The 12,309-nt window shown below is 68.9% G+C and carries 9 protein-coding genes and 1 pseudogene; all 10 read left to right on the top strand.

Annotated features, from left to right (window positions below; genetic code table 11):
- The first annotated feature begins 704 nt into the window (after window positions 1–704).
- Window positions 705–2,735, top strand: coding sequence for a hypothetical protein (locus AB4Y72_RS19360; protein WP_441427760.1), 2,031 nt, complete (start codon window positions 705–707; stop codon window positions 2,733–2,735).
- A 4-nt stretch (window positions 2,736–2,739) separates the two neighbouring features.
- Window positions 2,740–3,729, top strand: coding sequence for an HAD-IIA family hydrolase (locus AB4Y72_RS19355; RefSeq protein WP_441427759.1), 990 nt, complete (start codon window positions 2,740–2,742; stop codon window positions 3,727–3,729).
- A gap of 9 nt (window positions 3,730–3,738) precedes the next feature.
- On the top strand, window positions 3,739–4,167 hold the full coding sequence (locus tag AB4Y72_RS19350) for a hypothetical protein (protein ID WP_441427758.1): 429 nt from the start codon (window positions 3,739–3,741) through the stop codon (window positions 4,165–4,167).
- Window positions 4,164–4,976 carry a TlyA family RNA methyltransferase gene (locus tag AB4Y72_RS19345; RefSeq protein ID WP_441427757.1) on the top strand — a complete coding sequence of 271 codons (813 nt, stop codon included), beginning with the start codon at window positions 4,164–4,166 and terminating at the stop codon, window positions 4,974–4,976. The genes AB4Y72_RS19350 and AB4Y72_RS19345 overlap by 4 nt, the downstream gene beginning before the upstream one ends.
- 22 nt (window positions 4,977–4,998) lie before the next feature.
- On the top strand, window positions 4,999–6,036 hold the full coding sequence (locus tag AB4Y72_RS19340; protein WP_441427756.1) for an NAD kinase: 1,038 nt from the start codon (window positions 4,999–5,001) through the stop codon (window positions 6,034–6,036).
- 3 nt (window positions 6,037–6,039) lie between these two features.
- Window positions 6,040–7,776, top strand: a complete 1,737-nt coding sequence (gene recN / locus AB4Y72_RS19335) for a DNA repair protein RecN (RefSeq protein ID WP_441427755.1) — start codon at window positions 6,040–6,042, stop codon at window positions 7,774–7,776.
- Between the two features lie 99 nt (window positions 7,777–7,875).
- On the top strand, window positions 7,876–9,675 hold the full coding sequence (locus AB4Y72_RS19330) for a CTP synthase (RefSeq protein WP_441427754.1): 1,800 nt from the start codon (window positions 7,876–7,878) through the stop codon (window positions 9,673–9,675).
- 27 nt (window positions 9,676–9,702) lie between these two features.
- A complete protein-coding gene (locus AB4Y72_RS19325) occupies window positions 9,703–10,368 on the top strand; it encodes an NUDIX domain-containing protein (protein ID WP_441427753.1) in 666 nt (221 codons plus the stop codon).
- 86 nt (window positions 10,369–10,454) lie between these two features.
- On the top strand, window positions 10,455–11,483 hold the full coding sequence (gene xerD / locus AB4Y72_RS19320; protein WP_441427761.1) for a site-specific tyrosine recombinase XerD: 1,029 nt from the start codon (window positions 10,455–10,457) through the stop codon (window positions 11,481–11,483).
- Window positions 11,484–11,715: 232 nt separating this feature from the next.
- Window positions 11,716–12,309 (top strand): annotated as a pseudogene (locus tag AB4Y72_RS19315) (hypothetical protein); the annotation flags it as partial.

The following is a 12,309-nucleotide window of genomic DNA, read 5'->3' as shown; positions in this document are numbered from 1 at the left end:
GTGGCAGCGTCAGGCGCCGCCCCGGTAGGCTCAGTCAAGGCTCGTGGTCCTGTTCCTGGTTGAATGCTAGACACACTCATCCCAGCAGGGCCACGGGCCCCTTCTTTAGCTACGACACGGAATCAATTCCCCACAAACCACGAAGAGCCTTTAAACCCCCAACCACAAACCGACGCTCCCGCAGCACCGACACGCCCAACCACGACCCTCCCGCAGCACCGGCACCTCCCCGGGGGACGCCCCCGCAGCACCGGCACCTCCCCGGGGGACGCTCCCGCAGCACCGACGCCTCCCCGGGAAACGCTCCCGCACGTCCGGCACGCCCAACCACGACGCTCCCGCACGTCCGACACGCCCTTGCCGGACGCTCCCGCAGGTCCTGCCCGGTCCAGGGAGACGCTCACGCACACCCCGCCCCAGCCGGCAAGACACCGGGCACCGGAGCCGCCGGAGCCGGGCATACGTGAGGAACGATTGCGCGGGGACACCCCCCGAACTGACCGCGGCGGCAGGGGCGTTGTGAGCCTCGCCACCGACGTGCCCTCTTGATGGGATGCCGTTAGCCGGTCGCGGGTTGCTCGCCTAGAATTGGGGGAGATGTACGGACTTCGAAGCGCTTGATTTCGGGTTGCGTAGGAAACGAAACACGGAACAGAGCGGCTGCGATTGCGCCAGTGGTCAGCTCGCAATAGGAGGATTCCAGCATGGCTGAGCACAATGATGGCAACCGCGGCGGCAAGTCCCACGACAACTCTGGCGGACGCAGTTCCGGCGGAGCTCCTTTCCGCGGCACCAGCAACTCCGGCGGCGATCCTCGCGGGTTCCGCTCCAGGGAAGACCGTGATCGTAAGCCGTATGGTGATCGTGCTCCGCGTGAGGGCGGCGATCAGCGCGGCTTCGGCGGCGGCGACCGCAAGCCTTACAGCGGTGGTGGCGAACGTAAGCCGTATGGTGATCGTGCTCCCCGCGAGGGCGGGGATCAGCGCGGCTTCGGTGGTGGCGAGCGTAAGCCTTACAGCGGTGGTGGCGAACGTAAGCCGTATGGTGATCGTGCTCCGCGTGAGGGCGGGGGACAGCGTAGCTTCGGTGGCGACAGCCGCCCGTCCTACGGCGATCGTAAGCCGTACAGCGGTGGTGGCGAACGTAAGCCGTATGGTGATCGTGCTCCGCGCGAGGGCGGGGGACAGCGTAGCTTCGGTGGTGACAGCCGCCCGTCCTACGGTGATCGCAAGCCGTACAGCGGTGGTGGCGAACGTAAGCCGTATGGTGATCGTGCTCCGCGCGAGGGCGGGGATCAGCGCGGCTTCGGTAGTGGCGAACGTAAGCCGTACAGCGGCGGCAGCGATCGTAAGCCGTACAGCGGCGGTGGCGATCGCAAGCCCTATGGTGATCGTGCTCCGCGTGAGGGTGGGGGACAGCGTAGCTTCGGTGGCGACAGCCGCCCGTCCTACGGCGACCGCAAGCCGTCGTATGGCGATCGTGCGCCCCGTGAGGGCGGCGGCCAGCGCGGGTTCAGCGGCGGTGGCGACCGCAAGCCGTACGCCGGTGGCGAGAACCGCAAGCCGTTCGGCAACCGTGAGGACCGTCCTGCACGCAGCTTTGACCGCGATTCAGGCCCGCGCCAGTTCGGCCGGGACCGCCCCGAGGACCGCCCGGTGCGCGTGCCGAATGCCCGCGATCTCCGCAGCGCCAACCGTCCGGACCGCGAGCGTTCACCCCAGATCGACGAGGACGTCACGGGCAAGGAACTTGACCGCGCCACGCAGCACCAGATCAAGACCCTCGAGGACACCAGCGCCGAGTGGGTTGCACGCCACCTGGTCATGGCGGGGCGGCTCCTGGACGAGGAACCGGAGCTGGCCTTCCAGCACGCCCTCGCAGCCAGCAGGCGCGGCGGACGCCTGGCGTCTGTCCGCGAAGCTGTCGGCCTGACCGCCTACGCGGCCGGTCACTACGGTGAGGCCCTGCGGGAATTCCGCACCTACCGCCGGATCAGCGGCTCCAACATGCATCTGCCGGTCATGGCTGACTGCGAGCGGGGCCTGGGCCGGCCGGACCGTGCCCTGGAAATGGCCCGATCCGAAGAAGCCAAGGATCTCGACGCCCCGGGCAAGGTGGAACTGGCTATTGTCGCCGCCGGCGCCCGCACCGACCTCGAACAGTTCGATGCGGCGGTTTCCGAACTGGAGATCCCTCAACTGGACATCAACCGGGCCTTTTCCTACAGCCCCCGGTTGTTCCGCGCCTACGCCAATGCGCTCACGGCAGCCGGCCGGGCCGCCGAGGCTGCCAAGTGGCAGCGGCAGGCCCTCGTCGCCGAGAACGCGCTGGGCCTGGGTGAAGAGGAGGAACCGGACATCATCGACCTCGGCTGGGACGAAGAGGAAGAGGCCCGCGAGGAAGAACGTCAGCGCCGGCTCCTCGCCGAGGAGGCTGCCGACAAGCACCCCGGGGCCGAGGAACGCGCCGCCCGTGCCGCCAGCGCTGCGGCCGCGGCGGAAGTCACCGGCGCAGTCGAAGGGGAGGCCGGGCTGAACACTATCGCCGAGGTCGGCATCGACAACCCCGCCGACGACGCCGAAGCTGATTACTTCGAGTCCGACGACGCCGAGTCTGACCAGGACTCTGTGGAAGCCGACGAGCTCGATGAAGCCGACCGGGAACCGAACGCCGAAGCGGATCAGGACCCCGTCGATGACTCGGCGCCGGCCCTGCACGAACGCGGGGAGGACTAGCCGCGTGACCGAAACCGCCCTGATCTCCACCTTTGACGCCCTGCTCGCGGACCTGGACGGCGTGGTTTACGCCGGGCCCCACGCCATCCCCGGAGCCGTGGAGTCGCTGCGCCGGCTCGCCGGCGTCGGAGTCGGACTGGGGTACGTCACCAACAACGCATCTCGCTCGCCCGCGCAGGTAGCACAACACCTGCGCGAGCTCGGCGCCCCGGCAGAGGATCGCCAGGTGGTGAGTTCCTCGCAGGCGGCAGCAGCCCTGCTGGCCTCGCACCTGCCGGCCGGAGCACGGGTGCTCATCACGGGCAGTGCCGCGCTGGCAGAGGAGATTGAGCTGGTGGGCCTGGTTCCCGTCCGCAGCGCGGCGGAGAACCCCGTCGCCGTCGTGCAGGGTTTCAGCCCGGACCTTGGGTGGAAGGACCTTGCTGAGGCGTCGTATGTCGTGGCCGGCGGCGCCCTGTGGGTGGCGACCAACACGGACATGTCCATTCCGCAGGCGCGGGGTATCGCCCCGGGCAACGGGACCCTCGTGGCGGCTGTGGCGGCAGCGACCGGGAAGAGCCCGATCGTGGCAGGCAAGCCCGAGGCGCCGCTCTTCCACACAGCTGCCAAGCGGCTGGCCGCGGACCGGCCGCTCGTCGTCGGAGACCGCCTGGACACCGACATCCTGGGCGGCAACAATGCCGGGTTCGCGACGGTGGCCGTGCTGACCGGAGTGGACACCAGGGAATCGATCCTCGCCGCGCGGTCCATGGAGCGTCCCGACTTCCTGATCCATGACCTGACCGGCCTGTATGTGCCTTACCCCGCGGTAGAGCACGACGCCGGACGGTTCCGCAGCGGCACCGCCTCCGCGATCGTGCGCGGACAGTCCGTCCACATCAGCGGCGATCCCGCCGATCTCGACTCTTGGCGTGCCGCCTGTTCGGCCTGGTGGGCCGCGAACCCCGAGACCACCAGCGCGCTGGCGCCAGTCCTCGAGTGGCTCGATCACTAGACTGGAACCATGACCGAGCTTAACCAAGAGTCAAACGCGGAGCCCGACCCTGCGGCGCACCCGACGGACCAGAAACACGGGCCCGAAACCGGGACGGTAGACGGGTTGGCGGACGCGGCGTCGGCGCAGTCACCCGCGGCCGATATCGCTTGGCCCCCGCTGCCGTCGCGGCGGGGCGCAGGTGCACAGCAAGAGCGCGAGCCACAGGATCACGACGCCCAGGATCACGAGCCACGGGAAGCCCGGGCACCAATCCAGGACCCGGCGGTCAGCGCCGTGCTGGACCGGCTCGCGGCCCTGGAGCAGGCGCCGGTGTCCGAACACGGCGAGCTCTATGCCGGCATGCACGATGCCCTGCTGGAGACCCTGAATGAAGACGTCGCATCGCACGCGGGGCCGGCGCGCCGTGTCCATGCTGCGGGGTACGGGGCATCGTGAGCCGGCTTGATCAGGCCCTTGTAAGCCGCGGGCTCGCCAGGTCCCGCACCCATGCCGCTCGGCTGATTTCTGAGGGCAAGGTCAGCTCCGGCGGCGAAGTCCTCGCCAAGGCCTCCCTACAGATTCCGGATGACGCGGCGCTGGACGTCACCGCCTCCGCCGAGGACGGCTACGTCAGCCGTGCCGGGCACAAGCTGGCCGGCGCCCTGGACGCGTTTCCCGCCGTCGTCGTCGCCGGGAAACGGTGCCTCGACGCCGGTGCCTCCACCGGCGGATTCACGGATGTGCTGCTTCGGCGCGGAGCCGGCCACGTCGTGGCTGTGGACGTGGGGCACGACCAGCTGGTCCCGGAAATCCGGCATGACGCCCGGGTTTCCGTCCACGAGGGCCTCAACGTGCGGTACATGACGCCCGCGGATATCGGCGGACCTGCCGCCCTGACCGTGGCGGACCTGTCTTTCATCTCGCTGACCCTCGTGGTGGCGCCCCTCGCGGCCTGCACCGAGCCCGGCGGCGACCTCGTCCTGATGGTCAAGCCGCAGTTCGAGATCGGCAAGGACCGGCTCGGCCGGACCGGCGTCGTCACCTCGGAGCGGGAGCGCCGGCTTGCTGTGGGCAAAGTGGCCGGCGCCGCAGTGGACGCGGGCCTGGACCTGTCGGGCCTCGCCCAAAGCCCGCTGCCGGGCCAGGACGGCAATGTCGAGTACTTCTTGTGGATAAAACGCTCGATGTCGGAAGTCCCGCCTAAGATCGAGGAGCGGGACGCAGCCGTTGCTGCGTTGCTCGGAACAATCTGGCCGAACCACTAGTCCCACCAGAAGGCGGAACCCGATGAGCAGGCGTGTCCTCATCCTTGCCCACACAGGGCGCGAGGAGTCACTCAAAGCTGCCTGGGAAGCGTGCGCCCAGCTGCATGGATCCGGGCTGGTTCCCGTGATGCAGAAAACTGAGCTGGGGGACATGGTCCGCTTCTTCGGCCGGCTCGACCACCCCGTCGAGGTCCTTCATGATCACGTCAAGCTGCCCGACGTCGAACTCGTCATGGTCCTCGGCGGCGACGGCACCATCCTCCGGGCCGCCGAGCTCGTCCGGGAAGTCGACGTGCCGTTGCTCGGCGTGAACCTGGGCCATGTGGGGTTCCTGGCCGAGAGCGAGCGGGCCGACCTCGCCCAGACTGTCGAGTGGATCGCCAGCCGTGAATACACGGTGGAGGAGCGGATGACGATCGACGTCCAGGTCTGGGTCCGCGGGCAGAAGATCTGGCACACCTGGGCCCTGAACGAGGCGGCGATCGAGAAGGGCAACCGGGAACGGATGCTTGAGGTGGTCACCGAAGTCGACGAGCGCCCCCTGACCTCATTCGGCTGCGACGGCGTGGTCCTGGCCACGCCCACCGGCTCCACGGCGTACGCCTTTTCCGCCGGTGGTCCCGTGGTGTGGCCGGAGGTCGAGGCCCTCCTGATCGTGCCGATCAGCGCGCACGCCCTCTTCGCGAAGCCGCTCGTGGTCTCGCCCCGTTCCAGGCTCGCCGTCGAGATCCTGAACCGCACCAACGCCCAGGGGGTCCTGTGGTGCGACGGCCGCCGTTCCGTGGACCTGCCTCCCGGCGCGCGCGTGGAAGTGACCCGCTCCGCCACGCCCGTGCGGCTCGCCAGGACGCACCAGACGCCGTTCTCCGGCAGGCTGGTGCGCAAATTCGAGCTCCCGATCCAGGGCTGGCGCGGCCCCATGCCGCAGGGAGCCGCAATCCACACCGGCCCCGTCCCGATCATCCGCACGCCCCGTCCCATGCCGCCGCTGCCCTCGCCGCGCCACGCGGGACCCGGCGACACCCCCGATCCATCGCCAGATCCCTCAACCGAGAAGTGAATCATGCTTGAAGAACTGAGAATCCGCGACCTCGGCGTCATCACCGACGCCGTCCTGCCGCTGGGCCCGGGCCTCAGCGTGGTGACCGGTGAAACCGGCGCCGGAAAGACGATGGTGGTCACCGCCGTCGGGCTGCTCCTTGGCGCCAGGTCCGACGCCGGCGCGGTGCGCAGCGGCGCGAAAAGCGCCTCCGCGGAGGCGGTGCTGAAGCTCGACGCCGGGCACGCTGCCGTCGCGCGGTCCCGCGAGGCCGGCGCCGAGGTCGAGGAGTTCGACGGCGGCGTGGAGCTCCTGCTGGCCCGCAGCGTGGGCGCCGACGGCCGCAGCCGTGCCTACGTGGGCGGCCGTGCCGCGCCGGTCGGCGTGCTCGCCGAAATCGGTGAAACCCTCGTGGTGGTGCACGGGCAGTCGGACCAAATCCGGCTCAAGAGCCCGGTGGCGCAGCGCGGGGCCCTGGACAAGTTCGCCGGTGAGAAGCTCGCCGGGACCCTGGCGGCCTACCAGGACCTCTACGCCCACTGGCATGCCAGCCAAGGCGAGCTGGATGCCTTGCGCAGCGCCGCCCGGGAACGCCTCCGGGAGGCCGAGTCGCTGCAGGCCGCCCTGGCGGAGATCGACGCCGTCGACCCGCAGCCGGGGGAGGACGACGCCCTCAAGGCCGAGGCCGTGAAACTGGCCAACGTCGAGGAACTGCGGATCGCGGCCAGCACCGCACACCAGGCGCTCATCGCCGAGGACTTCGGCGAGGAGGCCGACGCCACCACCCTGGTGGACGCCGCCAAGCGCACTTTGGAGCACGTTGCCGAACACGACGAGGAGCTGGGGTCCGCCGCGTCCCGCCTGGCCGAGGTCGGTTTCCTGCTCAACGACATCGCCGCCGAGCTCGCCAGCTACCAGGCAGCCCTGGACACCGAGGGCCCTGAACGGCTGGCCGAGATCGAGGACCGCCGGGCCGTGCTGGCCAAGCTGGTCCGCAAGTACGCCCCGAGCATCGACGAAGTGCTGGTCTGGGCCGAGGAAGCCCGGGCCCGGTACGAGGAACTGCAGGACGACTCCACCCGGATCGAAACGCTGGACGCCGAGGTGGCCCGTGCCGAAGCCGAGCTTAGGAAGCAGGCCGCCGCGATCAGCAAGGCGCGCACCAAGGCCGCCAAGGACCTCTCCGCCCGGGTCAGTGCGGAGCTGACGGCGCTAGCCATGGCCGATGCCACCCTGGTCATCAACGTGGAACCGACAGAGCAGCTGGGACCCTTCGGGGCGGACGAGATCTCGTTCCTGCTGCAGCCGCACTCCGGCGCACCCGCCCGGCCGCTGGGCAAGGGCGCCTCGGGCGGTGAGCTCTCCCGCGTCATGCTCGCCATCGAGGTGGTGCTGGCCGCCGTCGACCCGGTCCCGACGTTCGTCTTCGACGAGGTCGACGCCGGAGTGGGCGGCCGCGCCGCCGTCGAGATCGGCCGCCGGCTCGCGATGTTGGCCCGGCACGTCCAAGTCCTCGTGGTGACCCACCTGCCCCAGGTGGCCGCCTTTGCGAACCAGCACATCCGGGTCACCAAGACGTCCGTCCGGGGCGCCGACGGGGCCACCGCCACGGGCTTCACCTCCAGCGACGTGCAACTGCTGGACGACGCCGAGCGGGTCCGCGAACTCGCCCGCATGCTGGCCGGCCAGGAGGACTCCGAATCAGCCCGCGCCCACGCCCAGGAGCTGCTGGACGACGCCAAACTCCTGCCGCAAATCTGAGCGGTCCCGCAGAGACTTCCGCACGGACCGCCGCCAGGTCCGCGCTAAGACAACAATCACATCGGGATCCAGCCAAAGAGCCCGTGGAAGGCCGAATTGATGATAAGCTCAAACCCCGTGGTGCAGCGATCAAACTCTCGTGTAAATTCCCGGTTTCCGGGCTCGTCCAAGACGACCAAACACATCTTCGTCACCGGTGGTGTAGCGTCCTCGCTCGGTAAGGGACTGACGGCTTCGAGCCTCGGTCACCTCCTGCGGGCACGCGGTCTGTCTGTAACAATGCAAAAGCTCGATCCCTATCTGAACGTGGATCCGGGCACGATGAACCCCTTCCAGCATGGCGAAGTCTTCGTCACCGACGACGGCGCCGAAACGGACCTGGACATCGGCCACTATGAGCGCTTCCTCGATGAAAACCTCGAGGGCTCGGCCAACGTCACAACCGGCCAGGTCTACTCGACCGTCATCGCCAAGGAACGCCGCGGCGAATACCTCGGCGACACCGTCCAAGTCATCCCGCACATCACCGATGAGATCAAGCGGCGCATGCGGCTGCCCGCCGAAGGCAAGCACGCCCCGGACGTCATCATCACCGAAATCGGCGGAACCGTGGGCGACATCGAGTCCCAGCCGTTCCTCGAATCCGCCCGCCAGGTCCGCCAGGACATCGGGCGCAACAACGTGTTCTTCCTCCACGTCTCGCTCGTGCCGTACATCGGTCCGTCCCAGGAGCTGAAGACCAAGCCGACGCAGCACTCCGTTGCCGCGCTGCGCTCCATCGGAATCCAGCCCGAAGCGATCGTGATCCGTTCGGACCGCGACGTGCCGCAGCCCATGCGCGAGAAGATCGGCCGCATGTGCGACGTCGACATCGACGCCGTCATCGGCTGCCCGGACGCGCCGAGCATCTACGACATCCCCAAGACCCTGCACTCCCAGGGCCTGGACTCGTACATTGTCCGCGCCCTGGACCTGCCGTTCAAGGATGTGGACTGGACCAGCTGGGACAAGCTGCTCGACGCCGTCCACAACCCCAAGCACGAGGTTGAGGTCGCACTCGTCGGCAAGTACATCGACCTGCCGGATGCCTACCTGTCCGTCACGGAGGCCCTGCGTGCCGGCGGCTTCGCCAACGACACCAAGGTCAAGATCCGCTGGGTCCCTTCGGACGAGTGCGAAACCCGCGAAGGTGCCGTGCAGTCCCTGGCTGGCGTGGACGCCATCTGTGTTCCGGGCGGCTTCGGCATCCGCGGGCTCGAAGGCAAGCTTGGCGCCTTGAAGTACGCCCGCGAAACCAAGCTCCCGGTTCTGGGCCTGTGCCTGGGCCTGCAGTGCATGGTGATCGAGTACGCCCGCAACGTGGTCGGCCTCGAAGGCGCTTCGTCATCCGAATTCGAGCCGGACTCCAAGTACCCGGTCATCGCCACGATGGAAGAGCAGCTGGACATCGTTGACGGCAAGGGCGACCTCGGCGGCACCATGCGCCTGGGTCTGTACGAGGCCAAACTTGACGAGGGCTCGGTGGTTGCCGAAACCTATGGCGCCACCAACGTCAGCGAACGCCACCGGCACCGCTACGAAGTCAACAACAAGTACCGCGAACAGATTGCCGCCAAGGGACTGTCCTTCTCCGGAACGTCGCCCGACGGCAAGCTGGTCGAGTTCGTGGAACTTCCCCGCGACGTTCACCCGTACTACGTGGCCACACAGGCGCACCCCGAGCTCAGCTCGCGGCCCACGCGCCCGCACCCGCTGTTCGCGGGCCTGATCAAGGCGGCCCTGGCCCACCAGCACGCTGCCGACGTCGTTCCCGATTCCGGCGACCACGCCGGCGATAAGGCCAAGGCCGACGCCCCGGCTGCTGCCGCCAAGCCCTCTCCGGCAGCAGTGTCCAAGTAACTTCCAACTGAATCAAAGGACGGCGCGATGCCCGGTATGTCTGAGACCCCCAATGCTGCACGGCAGGTTTCGGATGAACCGAGCCCGCGCCGTCTTTTGTCTTCACGGAAGGTTTACGAAGGCCGGATCTGGGACGTCGTCAGCGACAGTTTCCAGCTCCACGACAACGGCGACACGCTGGTCCGGGACTACATCGACCATCCCGGCGCGGTAGCCGTGCTCCCGATGAACGACGCCGGCGACGTGCTGCTGCTGCGGCAGTACCGGCACCCTGTGGGCATGGACCTCTGGGAGATCCCCGCCGGGCTCCTCGACGTCGAAGGGGAGGACTTCGTCGTCGGCGCGGCCCGCGAGCTGGCCGAGGAGGCGGACCTCGTGGCGGACCGCTGGAACGTGCTGGCCGACTTCTTCAATTCCCCGGGATCCTCCAGCGAGGCGATCCGCATCTACCTGGCCCGCGGCGTCAGCGATGTGCCCGGACATGAACGGCACGTCCGCACCGATGAGGAAGCCGAAATCGAACTGCACTGGACCCCGCTGGACGAGGCCGTCCAGGCGGTGCTGGACGGGCGCCTGCACAACCCGTCCGCCGTCGTCGGTATCCTCGCCGCCGCCGCCGCCCGCGCCGATAACTTTGAAGGCCTCCGCCCGGCCGACGCGCCCTGGCCTGCCCATCCCAGCCAGCGCCAATGACCGACGCGCTGACCGATGCCGCGCTGACCGATGCCGCGCAGACCGATGCCGCGCTGACCGATGCCGCGCTGACCGATGCCGCGCAGATGCTTGAGCCAGCCAGCCCGGCCCGGGCCGCGGACCCGCAGCCCGACGTCGGTCTGCCGCCACGTCCGGCCCGTCCCGCGACGGCGATCGACCGGGCCGTAACCGAATACTTGCAGCACATGGGGGTGGAGCGGGGGCTGGCGGCAAATACCGTCGCCGCATACCGGCGCGACCTGGCCCGGTATGCGAGCCACCTCGCACGCGCGGGGCGCCAGCGCCCGGCGGACGTCACCCGCCATGATGTCACCGGCTTTGTTCAGGCGCTCTCCGACGGGTCCGACGGCGGATCCGCCCTGGGCGTCCGCTCCGCGGCGCGCACCGTCGTGGCGGTGCGCGGCCTCCACAAGTTCTGGGCCCTTGAGGGAGTTACGCCCACCGACCCCGCCAGCGACGTCCACCCGCCGATGCCCGGAAAACGGCTGCCGAAGGCCATCAGCGTCGGCGAGGTCACCAGGATTCTCGAGGCCACGGGCACGGATACCGCCACTGGCCTGCGCGACCGTGCCCTGCTTGAGTTCCTCTATTCCACCGGAGCCCGCATCAGCGAGGCCGTGGGACTGGATGTTGATGACATCTCCCTGCCCAGCCCCCGCGAGGCACGCGATAGTGACGGCCCGGCGATCGTCAGGCTGTTCGGGAAGGGGTCCAAGGAACGCCTCGTCCCGCTGGGGTCCTATGGGGCACGGGCGCTCGATGCCTACCTGGTCCGAGGCCGGCCCCTGTTGGCCGCCAAGGGCAAAGGCACCCCGGCGCTGTTCCTCAACGCCCGGGGCGGCAGGATCAGCCGCCAAAGCGCCTGGACCATCCTCAAGGCCGCGGCGGAAAAGGCCAACATCACCAAAGCCGTTTCCCCGCACACCCTCCGGCACTCCTTCGCCACCCACCTGCTGGAGGGCGGCGCCGATGTCCGCGTGGTCCAGGAACTGCTGGGGCACGCCTCGGTCACCACTACGCAGGTTTACACCCAGGTGACGGCCGATACGTTGCGGGAAATCTACGCCGCCGCACACCCCCGCGCCCTGGGCTAGGGTAGCGGGCTGAAGGGACCGCGCAGATGACCGCGCTGCGGTAGCGCGCGGTCATAGCGGTTGGTGCTGCTCACCGCCCTCCGGCAGTTCCAACGAGGATGTGCCGCAGCGACGCCGATCGCTGTCTCCTCGACAATCTCTCTCCTCGACATGAATTTCGCCGGGCTCCGTCATTGCCAGGTCCGTCTCAGCACCATCCAAAATTGTCGGTGCCCCTCTATAGACTCGGCGTATGAATGGCAGAGCGGCCTCAAACGTTGAGACCTTGAGCGTTGACGGCGGTGGGAACAGCGGAGAGGCGCTGGACGCCGTCGCCGCGTCCGTTGCCGCGCTTGCTGCCGTCATTGGGGCCGGAGTGGACCATGCTGATATGGCCGGCGCCGATCCCTTGCGGGATTCCAATCATTCGTTGCGGGGTGCTGATCCGCTGCGGGATTCCAATCATTCGTTGCGGGGTGCTGATCCGTTGCGGGAGCTGGCGGATGCTGCCCTGGACGGGCTGGCCGAGGTCGCCCGGCTGGAGGCCCGGGCCGCCGCGCTGAAAGTAACGCTGGCCTCCCAGTACCTGCAGGCCTCCGCGGCGCTGGCCGCACCGGCCAGGTCCCCGCACGACCGCGCGGCCCAGGCGATGGCCGTGGTCGCCGAGGTCGCCTGCGTCCTGACCGTCAGCGAACGCACCGCCGGGGCCCTGCTGGCCGACACCCGGGCCCTGACCACGGCGCTGCCGCTGACCCTGGCCGCCCTGGAGGCCGGGACGATCTCCTGGGCCCACGCCCGGATCCTCCTCGACGAAACCAGCTCCCTGGACGCGGCCGGGGCGGCCGGG

This window comes from Arthrobacter sp. YAF34 (assembly GCF_052113245.1).
GTDB lineage: Bacteria > Actinomycetota > Actinomycetes > Actinomycetales > Micrococcaceae > Arthrobacter.
The sequence above is the reverse complement of the archived record's forward strand: the minus strand, read 5'-3'. Positions and strand labels throughout refer to the sequence as shown.